This is a genomic window from Flavobacterium sp., from assembly GCF_031381455.1.
GTDB lineage: Bacteria > Bacteroidota > Bacteroidia > Flavobacteriales > Flavobacteriaceae > Flavobacterium.
Window position 1 is genome coordinate 1 of record NZ_JANMXZ010000002.1, and the last position, 19,133, is coordinate 19,133.

General features: G+C 34.5%; 17 protein-coding genes and 3 tRNA genes. 6 read left to right on the plus strand and 14 right to left on the minus strand.

The annotated features are described in order from the left end of the window. The coding region (locus RMN97_RS00085) for a T9SS type B sorting domain-containing protein (RefSeq protein WP_309612484.1) at positions 1-188 on the plus strand (188 nt) is incomplete at its 5' end. 268 nt (positions 189-456) lie between these two features. Here RMN97_RS00085 and RMN97_RS00090 read toward each other — a convergent pair. Beyond that, complete coding sequence (locus RMN97_RS00090) at positions 457-1,653, minus strand: pyridoxal phosphate-dependent aminotransferase (protein WP_309612485.1); 1,197 nt, start codon at positions 1,651-1,653, stop codon at positions 457-459. A gap of 128 nt (positions 1,654-1,781) precedes the next feature. On the opposite strand from RMN97_RS00090, the gene RMN97_RS00095 reads away from it, so the two are divergent. Beyond that, positions 1,782-3,110 (plus strand): aspartyl protease family protein, encoded by a 1,329-nt coding sequence (locus RMN97_RS00095; RefSeq protein WP_309612486.1) that lies wholly within the window; start codon positions 1,782-1,784, stop codon positions 3,108-3,110. A gap of 30 nt (positions 3,111-3,140) precedes the next feature. Here the strand turns inward: RMN97_RS00095 and RMN97_RS00100 are convergent, their stop codons facing one another. Beyond that, positions 3,141-3,575, minus strand: coding sequence for a DUF1573 domain-containing protein (locus RMN97_RS00100; protein ID WP_309612487.1), 435 nt, complete (start codon positions 3,573-3,575; stop codon positions 3,141-3,143). 312 nt (positions 3,576-3,887) lie between these two features. On the opposite strand from RMN97_RS00100, the gene RMN97_RS00105 reads away from it, so the two are divergent. Next, positions 3,888-6,518 carry a valine--tRNA ligase gene (locus RMN97_RS00105; RefSeq protein ID WP_309612488.1) on the plus strand — a complete coding sequence of 877 codons (2,631 nt, stop codon included), beginning with the start codon at positions 3,888-3,890 and terminating at the stop codon, positions 6,516-6,518. A 340-nt stretch (positions 6,519-6,858) separates the two neighbouring features. Next, entirely contained in the window at positions 6,859-7,227 is a 369-nt protein-coding gene (locus tag RMN97_RS00110) for a cupin domain-containing protein (protein WP_309612489.1), read from the plus strand. A gap of 69 nt (positions 7,228-7,296) precedes the next feature. Here the strand turns inward: RMN97_RS00110 and RMN97_RS00115 are convergent, their stop codons facing one another. The 4 genes from RMN97_RS00115 to RMN97_RS00130 all read right to left on the minus strand — a co-directional run bounded on the left by RMN97_RS00115 (position 7,297) and on the right by RMN97_RS00130 (position 11,617). Then, a complete protein-coding gene (locus RMN97_RS00115; RefSeq protein ID WP_136152374.1) occupies positions 7,297-7,716 on the minus strand; it encodes a nucleoside-diphosphate kinase in 420 nt (139 codons plus the stop codon). Between the two features lie 71 nt (positions 7,717-7,787). Further along, positions 7,788-8,957 carry a T9SS type A sorting domain-containing protein gene (locus RMN97_RS00120; RefSeq protein WP_309612490.1) on the minus strand — a complete coding sequence of 390 codons (1,170 nt, stop codon included), beginning with the start codon at positions 8,955-8,957 and terminating at the stop codon, positions 7,788-7,790. A gap of 101 nt (positions 8,958-9,058) precedes the next feature. Further along, positions 9,059-10,651, minus strand: coding sequence for a bacillithiol biosynthesis cysteine-adding enzyme BshC (gene bshC, locus RMN97_RS00125; RefSeq protein ID WP_309612491.1), 1,593 nt, complete (start codon positions 10,649-10,651; stop codon positions 9,059-9,061). Between the two features lie 15 nt (positions 10,652-10,666). Beyond that, positions 10,667-11,617, minus strand: a complete 951-nt coding sequence (locus tag RMN97_RS00130) for a hypothetical protein (protein ID WP_309612492.1) — start codon at positions 11,615-11,617, stop codon at positions 10,667-10,669. Positions 11,618-11,755: 138 nt separating this feature from the next. Between RMN97_RS00130 and RMN97_RS00135 the strand changes: the two genes are divergently transcribed. Both RMN97_RS00135 and RMN97_RS00140 read left to right on the plus strand, forming a co-directional pair. After that, on the plus strand, positions 11,756-12,877 hold the full coding sequence (locus tag RMN97_RS00135; RefSeq protein WP_309612493.1) for a cysteine desulfurase family protein: 1,122 nt from the start codon (positions 11,756-11,758) through the stop codon (positions 12,875-12,877). Between the two features lie 59 nt (positions 12,878-12,936). Then, a complete protein-coding gene (locus tag RMN97_RS00140) occupies positions 12,937-13,557 on the plus strand; it encodes a porin family protein (protein WP_309612494.1) in 621 nt (206 codons plus the stop codon). A 36-nt stretch (positions 13,558-13,593) separates the two neighbouring features. Here RMN97_RS00140 and RMN97_RS00145 read toward each other — a convergent pair whose 3' ends face one another. The 8 genes from RMN97_RS00145 to RMN97_RS00180 all read right to left on the minus strand — a co-directional run bounded on the left by RMN97_RS00145 (position 13,594) and on the right by RMN97_RS00180 (position 19,132). Next, positions 13,594-14,355 (minus strand): C40 family peptidase, encoded by a 762-nt coding sequence (locus RMN97_RS00145; protein WP_309612495.1) that lies wholly within the window; start codon positions 14,353-14,355, stop codon positions 13,594-13,596. An 85-nt stretch (positions 14,356-14,440) separates the two neighbouring features. Beyond that, the gene (locus RMN97_RS00150) at positions 14,441-15,619 is read right to left on the minus strand and encodes an acetyl-CoA C-acyltransferase (RefSeq protein WP_309612496.1); all 1,179 of its coding nucleotides are present in this window, start codon (positions 15,617-15,619) and stop codon (positions 14,441-14,443) included. Positions 15,620-15,775: 156 nt separating this feature from the next. Next, positions 15,776-15,849, minus strand: a tRNA-Arg gene (locus RMN97_RS00155). 32 nt (positions 15,850-15,881) lie between these two features. Next, positions 15,882-15,956: transfer RNA gene (locus RMN97_RS00160), tRNA-Pro, on the minus strand. Positions 15,957-15,968: 12 nt separating this feature from the next. Further along, positions 15,969-16,055 (minus strand) — tRNA-Ser (locus RMN97_RS00165). Positions 16,056-16,292: 237 nt separating this feature from the next. Then, on the minus strand, positions 16,293-16,802 hold the full coding sequence (locus RMN97_RS00170; RefSeq protein WP_309612497.1) for an SgcJ/EcaC family oxidoreductase: 510 nt from the start codon (positions 16,800-16,802) through the stop codon (positions 16,293-16,295). A 150-nt stretch (positions 16,803-16,952) separates the two neighbouring features. Beyond that, positions 16,953-18,341: a dihydrolipoyl dehydrogenase gene (gene lpdA / locus RMN97_RS00175; RefSeq protein WP_309612498.1), complete on the minus strand. Its 1,389-nt coding sequence runs from the start codon at positions 18,339-18,341 to the stop codon at positions 16,953-16,955. Between the two features lie 143 nt (positions 18,342-18,484). Further along, positions 18,485-19,132 (minus strand): DUF2238 domain-containing protein, encoded by a 648-nt coding sequence (locus RMN97_RS00180; RefSeq protein WP_309612499.1) that lies wholly within the window; start codon positions 19,130-19,132, stop codon positions 18,485-18,487. Position 19,133 lies beyond the last annotated feature (1 nt).

The window sequence follows — 19,133 nt, forward strand, 5'->3', positions numbered from 1 at the left end:
AACCCGCAAAAATCTTCATCTTTGACCGTTATGGCAAACTGTTGAAACAAATCAGTCCAACAGGCAATGGTTGGGATGGAACGTATAACGGTCATCTATTACCATCGGATGATTACTGGTTTACGGTTGATTTTGCAGAAGGCGGCGTAATGAAACAATTTAAGGCCCACTTTGCGATGAAGCGATAGGTAATTTAAATAGAAAGTCCTCTAGTTTATGAGACGAGAGGGCTTTTTTATGTGATAGAAAGAAATAGGCGATTATAGCCCCGATAATAGTGGAAATCCTTTTTTATCGTTTTGTACTTCGACTAGCTCAGTATGACAAAACGATAAAAAAGATTGAAACGGATAGCGGGAGGAGAGTTGTAGTGATGTTAGAAGTGCTGCTCCTAAAAGAAAAATCCCGTCTCGTTTCAATAAAAAGACAGAATTTTTAATACTATAATTTAAGAAATTATTTTTTATTATAAGCTTCTAAAGCATCTTTAAGAATAGCAACAGAACGAATCAAATCATCTTTTTTAAGGACATAAGCAATTCGGACTTCATTTAAACCAACGTTTGGTGTAGAATAAAAACCAGCCGCTGGGGCAACCATTACAGTTTCTTTATTATTATCATAAGACTCTAAAAGCCATTGGGCAAAATTGTCAGCATTTTTAACCGGTAATTGTGCAATGCAATAAAATGCCCCTTTTGGTGTTGCTACTTTTACGCCTTCAATTTTTTGCAATTCGGTAATTAAGATGTCTCTTCTTTCTTTGTATTCCTCAATTACATCATCAAAATAACTTTGTGGAGTATCTAAAGCTGCTTCACTTGCAATTTGTGCATAGGTTGGCGGACTCAATCTTGCTTGAGCAAATTTCATAGCCGTTGCCATTACTTCTTTGTTTTTAGAAACAATACATCCAATTCGAGCACCACACATGCTGTATCTTTTGGAAACAGAATCGATCATAATCGCATTTTCTTCTAAACCAGGAACATTCATTACAGAAAAATGTTTGTCGTTTTCGTCGTAGATAAATTCCCTGTAAACTTCATCGGCAATTAGAAATAAATCGTGCTTTTTAACGATTTCAGCTAATTGCAAAATTTCTTCTTTTGAATATAAATAACCTGTTGGATTTCCGGGATTGCAAATTAATATGGCTTTTGTTTTTGGTGTAATTAATTTTTCAAAGGCAGCTATTGGAGGCAAAGCAAAACCATCATCAATAGTAGAAATAACAGGTACAACTTTTACTCCGGAAGCTGTTGAAAAACCATTGTAATTAGCATAAAAAGGTTCGGGGATAATAATCTCGTCATCAGTATCCATAGTGCTTCCCATAGCAAATAACAAGGCTTCAGAACCGCCAGTTGTGATGATTATATCAGCAACATCAATAGGCAATCCGTGCGATTTATAATAGGCAGAAAGTTTAGTTCTGTAACTTTCAAAACCAGCCGAATGACTATATTCTAGAACTTTTATATCGGCATTCTTCACTGCATTCAGTGCCACATCCGGCGTTTTAATATCAGGTTGACCAATGTTTAAATGATAAACTTTATGGCCTTTCTTTTTAGCAATTTCTGCGTAAGGAACCAATTTTCTGATTGGCGACTCAGGCATTTTTTGACCTTTCAATGATATTTTTGGCATGACTATTTTATATGTGTTGCAAATTTGCGATTTTTTTTAGAGGTATACAATTCATAGGCTTATATATAATTTGTTAAAATCACAATTGTCAGAGAATTATTTTTTATTTTTATAAAAAATCATTCGTAATGCGTTTAAAACTGCTATTATTTTTTCTATTCTTTTCTGTTTCTGGTTTTAGCCAATCTGAATTTCAGATAAACAATATAAAAAATAAAGTTGTTATCCCTTTCAAACTTATTAACAATCTAATTTTTATTCCGGTTACTATAAATGGCGAAGAGTTGACATTTTTAGTAGACACAGGTGTTGAGCAAACGATACTTTTTAGTTTGGATGATAAAGAAGAAGTCAAATTATTTGAAGTAGAGAAATTAAAATTAAGAGGATTAGGGAGTAAAGATGCCATTGATTCCTATAAATCATCCAGAAACAAAGTTGAAATAAAAGACTTCGTCGATAATAATCATGAAATTTATGTTGTTCTTGACCAAGAGTTTAATTTTTCTTCTCATGTTGGAATTCCGGTAAACGGCATTATTGGTTCCAATTTTTTCAAAAAGCATATTGTTGAAATAGATTATGACAGAAAGAAGATTATTGTTTATAATCATAATCACAAAAAAATCACTAGTAGACTTCAAAAAAAATTTGTTAAAGATTCAATAACAATTGAGGATAAAAAGCCCTATTGCATTTCAAACATTAAAAACGGTAATCAAACAATTCCTTCAAAATTATTAGTAGATACAGGTAATAGTGATGCCGTTTGGGTTTTTTTAAATAAAACGGATAAAATTAAATTGCCAAAAAAAAACATTCAAGATTATCTTGGCAGAGGATTTAGCGGGAATGTTTATGGCAAAAGAGCTCGAATAAGTAGCTTTGAATTCGGCAATAAAACATTCTACAATCCTTTGATAACTTTTCCCGATTCGACTTCTTTAAAAAGTGTGAATTTTGTTCCAAATAGAGTTGGTTCTCTGGGAAGTGAAATTCTTTCACGGTTTACCATAGTGTTTGATTATTTAAATAATGCAATCTATATCAAGCCAAGTAAAAGGATAAGCGATCCATTTAATTTTAATATGAGTGGAATAGAAGTAGAGCATGTCGGTCTAGAATGGGTTAAGGAAGCTGAAGATGAGAGAACAAGTGGTGGTATAAAGATATATACTGATAATACTTTGGATAAATTTCAAAGCAGCTTAAAGATTCATTTTACACTAAAACCTGTTTTTAAGATAGCAAGTGTTAGAGTAGATTCCGAAGCCGAAAAAGTAGGGCTAAAAGTTGGGGATAGAATTCTCAAGATAAATCGTCAAACAGCTCACTGGTTAACCATCGAAATGATAAATGAACTTCTCAAATCAGAAGAAGGAAAAATAATCGAAATAGAAGTCGAAAGAGCTGGTAAAACCTTTATATTTAAATTCCAACTCAAAAACATTATATAAAAAAAGTCCCGATTTTAATCGGGACTTTTTTCATTGCATCATCGGACTAGTTTTCTTTTTTTCCAAGAGATTCACTATAGGTTTTTCTATAACTTCTCCTTTAATTTTTATAGCAACTCGGCCTTCTTCTACATTCACGGCATTACTTTCTACCGTAATCGTTTTTCTGATTGGTCCGGTGTGCATGTTATATTTTACATCAATTTTCCCTGTTTTTCCGGGAGCAATCGGTTCTGTCGGTTTTGATGGAACCGTACAACCACAAGTCGATTGTACATTCGTAATAATCAAAGGTTCATCTCCAGTATTGGTAAACTCAAAAGTACGAAGACCGCTGTCATCTTCTTTATTCACCGTTCCATAGTCAATGGTGTTGTCTTTAGCTGCAAACTCAATTTTTGGACCTTTTTGCGCAAAAACTACAGCATTCATAAGGACAACAGCAATAAGTATATATTTTTTCATTGGTTCAAATGTGTTATTTGGTTAGTAAAAATACTTCGTTTAAATTAATACACAAAAATTTAATTCTTAATTTTTTCTAAAGTCTTTATTAATTACTTTTGCAGTGCAGTTTACAAAAGGCATGCCAGAAGGTTTAGGAGCGGATGGCTTGTGATTTATCAGTTATCTATTTTCCCGCTATTCGCACTACAAGGTAGTTGCTTCTATCGGGGCTAGAAGAAATGCTTTTTGAATTTTTGTAAACAAATAACCGACCCGAGGCGCAGCCGAATTGTATGGAGCGCAGCGGAATAAATTAACGAATAACCAAATATGTCGATTCCCGCACAATTTAACGCTGCAGCAGTAGAAAAAAAATGGTATGATTACTGGATGAAAAACAACTATTTTCATTCAAAACCCGACCATAGAAAACCATATACCATTACCATTCCACCTCCAAACGTGACCGGAGTTTTGCACATGGGACATATGTTAAACAACACTATTCAGGATGTTTTAATTCGACGTGCGCGATTAAAAGGGTTCAACGCTTGTTGGGTTCCGGGAACAGATCACGCTTCTATTGCAACGGAAGCTAAAGTGGTAGCAAAGTTGAAAAGCGAAGGCATCAACAAAAACGATTTAACTCGTGAAGAATTTCTGGTACATGCTTATGCCTGGACAGATAAATACGGCGGAACTATCTTAGAACAGCTAAAACAATTAGGTTGCTCCTGCGATTGGGACAGAACCAAATTCACAATGGATCCTGATATGTCAGCATCTGTAATTCGTTCGTTCGTAGATTTATACAACAAAGGCTATATCTATCGCGGATACCGAATGGTAAATTGGGATCCGGAAGCTAAAACAACGTTGTCTGACGAAGAAGTAATCTTTGAAGAAAGACATGGGAAATTATACTTTTTAAAATATCAAATCGAAGGAAGTTCAGACTTCTTAACAGTTGCAACGACGCGTCCGGAAACTATTTTTGGAGATACCGCAGTTTGTATCAACCCAAATGACGAACGTTTCAAACATCTTAAAGGCAAAAAAGCGATAGTGCCAATCTGTAATAGAATAGTGCCAATCATAGAAGATGACTATGTTGACGTTGAATTCGGAACAGGTTGCTTAAAAGTTACGCCTGCGCATGATATGAACGATAAAACATTGGGCGAAAAACACAATCTTGAAATCATAGATATCTTCAACGAAGATGCGTCTTTGAACAGTTTCGGATTGCATTACCAAGGGAAAGACCGATTTGTGGTTCGTGAAGAAATAGCAAAAGAATTGGAAGTTACAGGTGCTTTAGCCAAAACAGAAAACTATTTAAACAAAGTTGGAACTTCGGAAAGAACCAAAGCGGTAATCGAACCTCGCTTATCTGACCAATGGTTTTTGAGTATGGAAGAATTGGTAAAACCTGCTATAAAAGCGGTTTTAGAAACCAAAGAAATCAAATTATATCCTTCTCGTTTTGATAATACGTATCGTCATTGGTTAGAAAATATCCGCGACTGGAATATATCGCGTCAATTGTGGTGGGGACAACAAATTCCGGCCTATTTCTATGGCGACGGAAAAGAAGATTTTGTGGTTGCTGAGAATATCGATGATGCTTTAAAACTAGCTCAAGAAAAAACTTCTAACTTCCAACTACGTACTTCTGACTTACGCCAAGACGCTGATGCTTTAGACACTTGGTTCTCTTCATGGCTTTGGCCAATGGCTGTTTTTGGTGGCATCATGGAACCGGAAAACGAAGATTTCAAATACTATTATCCAACAAATGATTTGGTTACAGGTCCGGATATTTTATTCTTTTGGGTTGCCCGTATGATTATCGCAGGTTATGAATATACTGGTCAAAAACCATTTACGAATGTGTATCTAACAGGTTTGGTACGTGATAAACAACGTCGAAAAATGTCAAAATCCTTAGGAAATTCTCCTGAACCTTTGGAACTGATTGAAAAATTTGGTGCCGATGGTGTTCGTGTTGGATTGCTTTTAAGCGCTTCTGCAGGAAATGACATTATGTTTGATGAAGAATTGTGTAACAACGGAAAAGCATTTGCCAACAAAATTTGGAATGCTTTCCGATTAATCAAAGGTTGGGAAGTTGCTGATATCGAACAACCTGAAAGCTCTAAAGTGGCTATTGAATGGTACGAATCAAAACTGCAACAAACCTTAGTAGAAATTGAAGACCATTTCGAAAAATACAGATTGTCTGATGCGTTGATGGCGATTTACAAATTGGTTTGGGATGACTTCTGTTCCTGGTTTTTGGAAATGATAAAACCGGCTTACCAACAGCCAATAGATAGAGCGACATTCAACAAAGCCATTGAAATGTTGGAATCTAATTTGAAATTATTGCATCCTTTTATGCCATTCTTAACGGAAGAAATATGGCAGTATATTGCTGATAGAACTCCGGAACAAGCCTTAATAATAGCAGAATATCCTAAGATGACTTCGTTTAACGAAAAGTTAATCGCTGATTTCGAATTTACTTCCGAAGTGATTGCTGGTTTGAGAACCATTCGTAAAGAGAAAAACATCGCGATGAAAGATGCTATCGATTTAAAAGTGGTAAACAACGAAAAGGTTTCGACTTATTTTGACAGTGTTATCATTAAGCTTGGTAACATCGCTTTACTAGAATATGTTACTGATAAAGTTGATGGTGCATTGACATATAGAGTAAAATCTAACGAATACTTCATCCCGGTTTCAGGGAATATTGATATTGCCGCTGAGATTGCTAAACTAACTGAAGAGCTAAAATACACACAAGGCTTTTTACGCAGTGTACAAGGCAAGTTATCTAACGAGAAGTTTGTTGGCGGTGCTCCCGAAAAAGTGCTGGAAATAGAACGCAAAAAAGAAGCCGATGCGTTGGCAAAGATTGCAACAATAGAACAAAGTTTAGCAAGTTTACAATAAAACTAAAGACCCGAATATTTCGGGTCTTTTTTATAAGGTGTGTATAAATATTTTGTAAATTAGTGCTTTCATTAACAATCAGCTCCATTTCTGACATAATACACCTTTTTGTATTTGGAATTGTAATGTTGTACTAATAAATACAACTCATTTTGATGGTTAAGCTGCCGCGATTTCGGTATGCAGGTTTTGAATTTCTTCAGATACTAAACTTATCTTACTGCTCAAAAATAAGGACTTACCAAAAAGCCATAAAAGCAGATTTTACTTTTAAAAATATTCACTCTCATAGGCAATCAATTTTCTTTATGAGAGATAACCCTTTTAATAAAAAGAAATAATGAAAACAATAATTAAAAAAATACTGCCTTTATTCACAGCTTTTCTTTTGCTTACATCTGTTCATATTTATGCACAAGATCCTGTGAAAACAGCTCCAAAAAATTACAAAAAAGTACTTTTAGAAAATGATAATGTCAGAGTATTACAATTTGAAATGGCCCCAAAAGAAGTCATTCCGTGGCATACACATCCTAATCATGTTATTTATGCTTTGAGCGATGGTAAAATTGAAATCACCGACAAAGGCAAAGAGGCAGTAACTATGGATGTCAAATCGGGAGATGTTGTTTTTATTCCTGCAGTAACCCATATGGCTAGAAATATTGGATCTACTACTATAAAGCTAATCATTACGGAAATAAAATGATTACTTAAATTAAAACAAAAAATCCCATTTCGAAAGAAATGGGATTTTATATAATATATCAGTTCTGAATTAAAACTGCTCTCTTCCTGCAAAGTGGAAAGCACCTTCGATAGCTGCATTTTCATCGCTATCTGAACCGTGAACAGCATTTTCACCAACAGATGTTGCATATTTTTTACGGATAGTTCCTTCAGCAGCTTGAGCTGGGTTTGTAGCTCCGATTAGCGTTCTGAAATCTTCAACAGCATTGTCTTTTTCCAAGATTGCCGCTACGATTGGTCCACGTGTCATGAATTCTACTAATTCTCCGTAGAAAGGTCTTTCAGCGTGAACAGCGTAAAATGCTTTTGCATCAGCTACTGTTAATTGCGTTAATTTCATTGCTACAATTCTGAAACCACCTTCAGTAATCATATTTAAAATTCCACCTATGTGTCCGTTTTCAACACCATCAGGCTTAATCATTGTAAATGTTCTATTCGTTGCCATTTTTTTGTTTTTATTTTTAATTTCGGTGCAAAAGTAAACTTTTTATACCATTATTAAAAATAGAACGACTATCAATTCTTGATAATTTTTTGCACGGCAAAATCTAATCCTGATTTAATTTTCACAAAATAAACGCCTTGACTTAATGTGCTTCCATCTAATTCGAATTGAGAAGTATTTGGCTCAAAACGTTGAATTGTTTTACCAGTCACATCAAAAAGTTCAACGCTGTCAATAGTTTCTGTATGTGACAGATTCCAAATAGTGTTAGTTGGATTAGGATAGATTTTTACTTTCGAAATCGAATTTTCCGGGTTTGATAAGATATTACTAAACGAATAATTTCCATTAGATTTTTCAAATGTAATATTATAAGTACCTGCTGTATTTATTGGTATCTCTGCACCATTTTGTGTTCCTTGTCCCGTAGGAAAGCCTGTTGAACCCCAATTAGACGTCCACAGATTATCTTTCCTAAATTTAACTGTACCTGTTGTTAGCACTAAATTAGAAATTGAATAACTAAATCCATCAGTGGTTGTTAAATCTGTATCAATAGCCAAATAGCCATTTAATGCAGTTCCTAAAATACCAATACTAGGATAAGTGAAACTGTATTCACCAGTTATTCTGTTGAAAGTAACAAACCATTCATTACCAGGAATAAATAAAGATGGGCCATTTAAAACAGACGTTCCACTAGGAAAAATAGTACTTCCCCAAACATTGCTGGTTGTATTATCTTGTCTGAAATAGGCATTTCCACTACTAAAATAAAATCCAGATAATGTGTAATTTATTCCATCGGTAGTAACCATATCAACATCAGGTGCAGCATATCCTAATTGAGAGTTTACAGCAGGACCCCAAATTCCAATTTTAGGAAATGGAGTTCCAATAAAAGTATAAGTGCCATTACTTCTATTAAAAGTTACATCATAAATCCCAGCTTGAGTTGGAATGCCAGAACCAAAAACATTTAAAATTCCTTGACCACTTGGAAAAGTAGTTCCGCCCCAATTATTTGTCCAATCATAATTTTCTCTAAATTTAACTTCACCATCTGACAATAATAAATTTGTTTTGGTGTAAGTGATGTTATCTGTAGTTGATAAAATAATTTCTGAACCGATTAAATTTGGAGGATAACCATTAACTCCAGTTCCTACAATTGAAATGATTTGTGAATTAGAATATAATGATAAAAATAAAATAAGAATAAGAAGTAATTGTTTTTTCATAACGAATTGATTTAAATTTTTTTAGCCAATGTAAACTATGATAATAGATTATAAAAATTTGGAAATCACTCTAACGTTTTCGTGTTGAAAACTTTACTGAATTAAAGAGTAATTATTGTAAAATTCGGCTCTAATGGTTTTAATTCCTGAAACAATTTTTCTAGGAGTTTACCATTTACATCCAAATAAAACTCTGAGAAATTTGCTTTTCGTTCCTGCAATCCTTGATTTGGGAATAGCTCATTCTGAAGCAAAATTATTTGTTCCAGTTTTTCAGCATAAACTCTTTTTTCGGCCTTCAGCAAACGTTTCTCCAGATTTTCCAGCCCTTTTATTTGTTTGGTTTGTTGCGCTTTCACAGCACCAATGAAAGATTTGTCGGTTTCATTAGCAATTAGAATTAGCTTTTCAAACTGCTGTTTTAAATGTTCTTTTTGCTCTGAGAAATCTAAGTTGAATTTTGAAAATTCTTTTGTTTTTTGGGTAAACAACTCTTGCTGATTATTAAATAAATCCGCCCAAGAAAGGTTTAATTTATCTGCTTTTTTAATTTGTTTTTCCGTTGCTAACAAAACAGAATTACGCACTAAAAGTATTGGAAAAGTTACCTTGTTCATTTCAAAAGTAGATTGCAATTGTAGCCAATAGGCAATTTCTCCACCACCACCAATGTAACACAAATTGGGCAAAACTATTTCTTCATATAATGGACGAAGAATAACATTTGGGCTAAATTTTTCAGGTTGGTTTTCTACCAATTCTAGAATTTCTTTTTCTGAAAAAGCAAGTTTGGTTGTATTAACTTTAAACAGATTATTTTCAAAAACTATTCGCTCTCTGAGATTATCTTCAATATAAAACAGATTGATTTCTCTCGGATTTACCTGAATGTCATAGGAAGCCTGAAGTAATGAATTGCTTTCGGTAACTTTTTGGAAAGACATTCTATTTGATAATTCATTTTTGACAAAAGGAAGGAATAATTGTTTTAAGCTTTTATCATCACCATCAAGAATAACTAAGCCTTTATCGCCAAATAATTCGTTTGCCAAAAATCGTGTGGCATCAGCAAGATTGTTATGTTTTAGATAACTTTTTTCGAAAAGTTCTTTTAAATAAGTTGCGTTTTCACCAATTCCTAATTCGGAAGCAAAGACATTTAAAACGTTGTTTAATCCTTCTGTCGAAAGTCGTCCAACCGGACCATGACTTTCGGTGTTCCAGTTGATTTTTGCATTTTTATAGTTGAAATGATTTATTTCTTCAAAATCATGATCTTCAGTCGCCATCCAATAAATCGGAACAAAATCATAAGTAGGATATTCTCTTTTTAAGGTAGTGCAAAGGTTAATTGTGGAAACAATTTTGTACAAAAAATATAAAGGCCCGGTGAACAAATTCAGTTGATGACCAGTTGTAATGGTAAACGTTTTTGTATTGGATAAAAGTGAAATATTAGCTTTAGTAAACTCTGAAATTTGAAAACCTTTATATTGATTTTCTAGAGCAGAAACCAAGCTTTTTCTATTTTCTTCGGGATAGTTTTGTGCCTTTTCATCCAGTTGACCTTTAAAGTTTTCTATGGTTGGAAAACGATTGTGCAGCGATTTCAATTCGGGCTTTTCATCTAAATAATCTACAATTAATTTAGTAAAATATCCTGATTTTTGATAGCTAATACAGTCAGTTGGCATGATAATTTTAGTAAATTAAGGGGTTATCAAAGTTCCAAAAAGATAATCATCTCCTAAAGAAAACTCACTATTTCCTTTCTTCAAAGTGACTTTTTTCAAACGAATAGTATGAAGATAAGTAGATGAAGTAAGGGTTGTTGTAGTTACTTCAATTATTCCGCTTACAGTGTCAATTCCATCTATCGCATCCCATTGTTGTGTTAGAGTTGGAGTAGAAGGAATTGTCGTAGCGCAGAAATAGGCATCGGTTATTGTACCAGAATATAATCGGTAGGATAATTTATTAGTAGCGCTAATCAATCTAGTTCTTGGAGTTGCTGTATCATGTGTAAACAATGCAGTATAATCAGCAAGATCTAAAGTAAAAACCTCTCCACCGCTAAAATCATAAATTTTTGTACTACAAGCACTTTTATCAACTTCATGATTAAAGCCAAATGCTAAAGGACTTACTGTAGTTGCATAGTTTCCGAAGACGAAAGTTTGATATCTTTGAGGTCCAGTTGGTTTTTCAAAGGTTATATCTTTAAATACAATATTATAAGTATAGCCAGTAATTCGGGTAGAATTGTCGGTAGCGTTAGTCGACTTAACTGCAGTAGAAGTGATTTGAATTGTACCGGCAGTTGCATTCCATTCTTCCTTTAAATTTGGTGTCGCATCAGGAACTGTTGGACAAATATTTAATTGACTTACATCACCATCATATTTTCTGTAAGTCACTTTATTGGTTGAATTTATAGAAACTTCTATCGGTGCGCCATCAAGCGTTTCATCAGCTGTAAAAGTAGAAGCCGGAATTTCAATAAAAAGCATTTCACCATCTTTAACTTTATAAATCACATCTTTAGCACTGCATTTTTGGGCAGTTACTTCAGAAAAATCGATAACATCAACAGTTAAATTTCCATCGTCACAAGCGGTAATAATCAGTAACAATGAGAGCATACATAAAATTCTTTTCATCGGAATAGTATAATTTTTAAGCAAAAATAAGTTTTTTATACTATTAAATTTTGCCTTTTATCATTTAATTAAGAACAGTACTTTTATATTTGCAACTCGAGTATCGTCCTAAATACGAGACGAACTGTACAAAGTAAAATGAAAAAAATATACCTCGATAACGCAGCAACCACACCAATTCGTCAAGAAGTTATTGATGAAATGGTAAAAGTTATGCAGTCAGAGTATGGAAATCCTTCGTCAACACACAGTATTGGCAGAAGTGCTAAAGCCATTATTGAAACTTCGAGAAAAAAAATTGCAAAATATTTGTATTGCAATGCGCAGGAAATCATTTTTACTTCCACAGCTACCGAAGCCACAAATTGGATTTTAAGAAGTGCTGTAAAAGACTTTGGCGTTAAGCGAATAATTACCTCAAAAGTGGAACATCATGCAACTTTGTATACCGTTCAGGCTTTGCAAGAAGAATTTGGTCTCGAAGTTGAATTTGTAAAAGTTTCTCACGATGGAATTTTAGATTATGACCAATTTTCGACCTTGCTTTCCATTGATACTAAAACAATAGTTTCGTTGATGCACGTAAATAATGAAACTGGAGTTGTCAATGATATTGAAAAGATAGGAGCGATGTGTCACCAAAAGAAAGCATTGTTTCATTGCGACACAGTTCAATCTATTGGGAAAACAGAATTGAATATAAAAGAATTAGCCGTTGATTTTTTAGTTGCTAGTGCCCATAAATTTCATGGACCAAAAGGTGTTGGTTTTGCTTTTGTTCGTAAAAATTTGGTTTTACAACCAATGTTGTTTGGTGGCGAACAAGAAAAAGGCTGGCGTGCCGGAACTGAATCAGTCCATCAAATCGCCGGAATGGCAAAAGCACTTGAACTTTCTTATGAGCATTTGAATGAGGAAAGAAGACAAATTTCTGAATTGAAAGTGTATTGTTTCCAAAAATTACAAGCTTCCTTTCCCGATGTTATTATAAATGGGAGCAATACATTTTACAATATTTTGAATGTTTTATTGCCTTTTACTCCCGAAAAAACAGCTATGATTTTATTTAATTTGGATATGAAAGGCATAGCAGTTTCTCGCGGAAGCGCATGTCAAAGCGGAAGTATTAAACCATCACATGTGTTGGCCGAAATGCTTTACGAGGATGAGTTAAAAAAACCAAGTTTGCGTATTTCATTCAGTCATTACAACACCAAAGAAGAAATAGATTATTTGGTTTCTACGTTAAAAGAAATTTAAATAGAAACCTAATTCATTGAAAAAACGCCTATTTTTGAATAAACAAAAAAATCAGTGTCATGAAAAAAACCATTTTACTTGCACTTATTGCATTCGGAATATCGTCAAACCTTTCGGCTCAAAAGAAAGGCGATGTAGAATTTGGAGTTAATATTGGATTTAATAACTCATCTGTTTCCGATAGCCAGTATTCATACGATTCAAGTACGGGATTGAATGTTGGAGGTTCTCTTGATTATTACTTTTCCAATACTTGGAGTTTAAAAGTAAAAATGATATATGATCAAAAAGGTTGGGATAATGGTGAAATTCTGAATCTTGATGACGGACAATATTATCCAACAGATTATAATTTAGATTATCTGACTATTCCTGTAATGGCCAATTGGCATTTTGGAAATAAAAAAGAGTGGTACCTGAATTTTGGACCTTACTTAGGATTTCTATTGAGTGCAAAAGACACCCAATTTGATGCTGATATGAAAAAGTTTTTCAACACCACTGATTTTGGTTTAGCTGCTGGTATTGGAGTTAAAATTCCAATTTCCAACAAACTAAAATTCTTTGCTGAAATAGAGGGGCAGGGTGGTTTTACAGATATAAATAAAGAACCAGGCTATTCGTCACTGACTAATAGTCGCTCAAGTATAAATGTTGGGCTCAACTTTTTATTAAAATAAATAAAAAACCGTCTCGTTTTTTTGGAACGAGAAGGTTTAAATAATTTTTTTGATGACACGCAAACGATGTGTATGTCTATTTTGTTCCGCATTATAAATCCCTAAATGATCTAATCGGTCAATGCGAACTTTGCCACTGGCGTGAATGATATAATTGTTTTCCATGATAATGCCAACGTGAATTATCTTTCCTTCTTCATTATCAAAAAAAGCTAAATCACCAGCTTCACTTTCTTCAATAAAACTCAAAGCATCGCCTTGCGTGGATTGTTGCGAAGCATCTCTTAGTAGAGAATACCCATTTAACTTATAAACCATTTGTGTAAACCCTGAACAGTCTATACCAAATGGTGTTTTTCCGCCCCACAAATAAGGAGCATTCAAATACATATAGGCGGTTGTAATCAAATCTGATTTTGGTTTGACACCAGTAGTTTTCATACCTTCAAACTCAAAATTTTCAATATTGATTTCGCTATGATTTAAAAACGATAGTGAAGAACCTAATGGAATTGGCAACAATACATTTGACGGATTTGTGACATATTCCACCAAATCGGAGTTTAATATAATTGCGTCTTTGGATAAACTTTTATAACTCTTTTCAGAAATCGTTTGATATTGTTTAGAATCGACCCAGCCTTCATATTCATCAAACTGTAATTTGATTTTTGACCATTGATTTTGTGTCTCCAATATTTCGAAATGCTCACCAAACAATACTTGAGAAACGATTTCGCTTCTGTCGCTTGATTCGGCTCGTAAAGGAATTATAGCAAGATTACAAATGGCAAACATCAATGTAAATTAGGATTAAGGATTTTGGATTAAGGAATTTAAAAGTAGGAAACAAATCCTAAATCCCAATTCCCATATCCTAAATTTATTTTCTTTCAATAACAATTGCTGAAGCACCACCGCCGCCATTGCAAATAGCTGCCGCACCGACTTTGGCATTATTTTGTTCTAAAACATTAATTAAGGTTACAATGATTCTGGCTCCGGAACATCCAAGAGGATGACCTAAAGAAACTGCGCCACCATTTACATTTACTTTGTCATTGTCTAGACCTAAGATTTTAGCATTTGCTAAACCAACCACTGCAAAAGCTTCATTGAATTCAAAAAAATCAACATCTGAAAGGGAAATTCCAGCTTTATCTAAAGCTTTTGGTAATGCTTTTGCTGGCGATGTTGTAAACCATTTTGGCTCCTGCGCCGCATCGGCATATGATTTTATATAAGCTAATGGTTTTAATCCCATTGACTGTGCTTTTTCCTCACTCATCAAAACTAAAGCAGCTGCACCATCATTTATAGTTGAAGCATTAGCCGCTGTAACGGTTCCGTCTTTAGTGAAAACAGCATTTAGTGTTGGAATTTTGTCCAATTTTACATTGGTATATTCTTCGTCTTGAGAAAAGATAATCGGTTCACCACGACTTTGCGGAATTTCAATAGGAACTATTTCATTATTGAATTTTCCATCGCTCCAGGCTTTAGCCGAACGTTCGTAGGATTGAATTGCGAAAGCATCTTGCTGTTCTCGAGATATTTTATATTCAGACGCACATAAGTCGGCAGAAACTCCCATCGCATTATTATCATAAGCATCAGTCAAGCCATCTTTCTGCATTCCGTCAACCATGGTTGTTGGGCCAAATTTCACACCATTTCTTAAGTGAACATAGTGTGGAATCAAACTCATGTTCTCCATTCCGCCAGCAACAACAATTTCAGCATCGCCAGCCATAATAGCCTGAGCACCTTGCATAACCGCTTTCATTCCGGAGGCACATACTTTGTTAATAGTAGTACAGGCAACCGTATTTGGTAATCCTGCATAAAGAGCCGCTTGTCTTGCCGGTGCTTGTCCGTTTCCTGCTTGCACCACATTTCCCATTAAAACCTCATCAACTAAATTTGGATCTAAATTGATTTTATCTAAAGCTCCTTTTATGGCAATGGCTCCTAATTTGGTCGCTGGGACTGTTGACAACGACCCCATAAAACTCCCGATAGGGGTTCTAACTGCTGAAACGATGACTACTTTTTTACTCATAATATGCTGTTTGTTATTGGTATTGCAAAACTAATCTTTTATTGCAAATTATGGAATTCAAAGCCCAATAAATCTTAATACTTTTCCCTAAGAATTGAAACTTAATTATTTTAAACAAAAAAACCGTCTCGTAAAATAACGAAACGGTTTACATTGTGATCCCAGAAGGATTCGAACCTTCGACCTACTGCTTAGAAGGCAGTTGCTCTATCCAGCTGAGCTATGGAACCAAAGAAGTTTTTAAAACAAAACTAATAAAAAGTCGGGGTGGCAGGATTCGAACCTGCGGCCTCCTGCTCCCAAAGCAGGCGCGATAACCGGGCTACGCTACACCCCGAAAATTAAAAAGCGGAGAGTAAGGGATTCGAACCCTTGGTACAGTTTCCCATACGCATGTTTAGCAAACATGTCCTTTCGGCCACTCAGGCAACTCTCCAGGTTTTCAATAATGCTCAAAGAACTTAACTTTTTTGCGGTTGCAAATGTAACTTTTCATTCTATAAATTACAACTATTTCATTTCTTTTTTTAATCATTAAAATAAATATTTTTTAAAAAGCTTCACTTTCAACATACTAGAAATATAATATTTTATCAGTTCGCCTATTTGTTTAATAATAAAGCCATCAAAGAGTAATTATTTTGATGGCTTTATAACTTAATAATTGTAACTTTTATTTTTTCATAGGCATTGCTGGCATATTAGAATTATAACAATCACGGTAGAGTTTCCATTTTCCGTCTTCCATTTTATATACTTCAAGTGATTTTCCGTCGTCCAACACTTTTCCGTCCTTGTCGTACATTGTCCAGGCATTTTCTGCTGTCAAATTGGTTTCATTACCCCAAAGGTCTACAAGGTTTAATTTTATTGTTGATGTATCGCCATTAAACCACATTCCAAAAGTGTTTTGAATGGCTGGCCTTCCTACAACAGCCTTACCATTTGGATTCATAAATTTTGCATCAGAAGTATAGCAATTGGCAAGTGCTACCGAATCTTTTGCGTTAAATGCTTTTTCGAATTCTGCGTAACCGGCTTCAACTGATGTTTTTGCCGCGGCTAAATCAAAAGCGGCTGCAGAAGCTGCTTGTTCTCCCGGAGCTTCTTCTGCTTTTTTGCAGCTCATGCATATTAAAATTAAAGAAGCACAAACGATTTTTAATAATTGAATTTTTTTCATAAATGATAAATTTAATGGTTAGTTATTGATTATTAAATTTATAAAATATTGATAATCAATTGGAATTCGACAGAAATACTTGTTAACAAAAAAATCCGCTTTAGTAAAAAGCGGATTCTAATTATCTAAAAATCTAACGATCTAACAATCTTATAAGTGAATCACTTCTCCATAAGCATCAGCTACAGCTTCCATAACCGCTTCGCTCATCGTTGGATGTGGATGGATTGATTTTAGGATTTCGTGACCTGTAGTCTCCAGTTTACGCGCTACAACTGCTTCTGCAATCATATCGGTAACTCCGGCACCAATCATGTGGCAACCTAACCATTCGCCATATTTGGCATCAAAAATTACTTTTACAAAACCATCAGGTGTTCCGGCAGCTTTTGCTTTTCCTGATGCTGAGAATGGGAATTTTCCGATTTTCAATTCGTATCCTTTTTCTTTGGCTTGTTTTTCGGTTAGACCAACAGAAGCAATTTCAGGAGTTGCATAAGTACAACCCGGTACATTACCATAATCGATTGGTTCTACGTGCAAACCTTTAATTTTCTCCACACAATTAATTCCTTCTGCCGAAGCAACGTGAGCCAAAGCTTGGCCTGGTGTTACATCTCCGATTGCATAATAACCGGGAACATTGGTTTGAGAATAAGCGTTTACCAAAATTTTATCTTTATCCGTTGCAATACCAACTTCTTCTAAGCCAATGTTTTCGATATTGGTTTTGATTCCAACTGCCGAAAGCAAAATATCAGCTTCCAGAATTTCTTCGCCTTTAGCGGTTTTTACAAAAGCTTTTACACCTTTACCTGAAGTGTCAATTTTTTCAACTGTAGAATTAGTCATCACAGTTATTCCAGATTTTTTCATCGAACGCTCAAATTGTTTTGAGATATCTTCATCTTCCACTGGAACCACATTTGGCATAAACTCCACAACGGTAACTTCTGTTCCCATTGCGTTATAGAAATGAGCAAATTCAACTCCAATTGCACCAGAACCCACAACAATCATTTTCTTTGGCTGTGTAGGCAAAGTCATCGCTTGACGGTAACCAATTACTTTTACACCATCTTGAGGTAAGTTTGGTAATTCACGTGAACGCGCACCAGTAGCGATGATGATATGGTCAGCTAAATATTCGGTAACTTTTTTGTCCTTATCGGTAACATCAACTTTTTTTCCTGGTTTTAGTTTTCCAAAACCATCGATAACGTCAATTTTATTTTTTTTCATTAAGAATTGAACTCCTTTGCTCATTCCGTCGGCAACGTCTCTTGAACGTTTTACTACGGCTGAGAAATCTTTGTCGAATTCTTTTATGGTTAATCCATAATCAGAAGCATGTTTTAGGTAATCAAAAACCTGAGCCGATTTTAAAAGCGCTTTGGTTGGAATACAACCCCAATTCAGACAAATTCCGCCAAGGTTTTCTTTTTCGATTACGGCTACTTTAAAGCCTAATTGTGAGGCACGAATAGCAGTAACATAACCGCCTGGACCACTTCCTAAAACAATAATATCGTATTTCATTTTTTCGAGTTATTTTAATATTGGTAAAATGCAGTCGCTAACGCTCGTGTCATTTGTATATGATTTCTAAATTAATTGAGACTGCGAATTTAAGGAATTATTTTAAAATAAAATGAGAAGTTGAAACCACTTTATAATCTGCTTTATTTTTCATTTAAGTTCCAAATCTTTTTCACAACAGTCACTATAGTTGTGGCTATTATTGATCCTATAAATGCTAGAAAAATATCTTTTTGTGCGTCCCAAATATCGCCTTGTGTTCCAAGATAAGCATCGCCTTGCGCCTTAAAGAAGACATCGGCAACAGCCCATTCTATTAGTTCATAAAATCCGCTTATGGAAAGTGTAATTTCTATCGGTAATGTCCATGCCACCCAATTTGGAAATTTTAACCATTTCAAAAACATCTCTCGCATCGGATAAGCTAACAGAAATCCGAAACTAAAATGTACTATTCGATCATAATGATTGCGGGACAAATCAAATGCGTCTTTAAGCCAATAACCAAAAGGATTTTCGGCATAAGTATATTTTGAACCATAAACATGCAGGCACAAATAGATGCAAATCAACAGATAACTTAAATCGCTGAATACAAATTTTTTATAGGTGAAAATAAGAAATCCTAAAAAGATAAAAACCAAGGTATTTTCTAAAATCCAATTAGCGGTATCGGTATTTCCAACATAGGAATTTATCCAGTTTATCAGAAAAAATATGATAAAGGCTTTCTGCCAAATATTATTTTTTAATGGAGTTCTTTCTTTAGAAATTGCTATGGTAAATGCCATT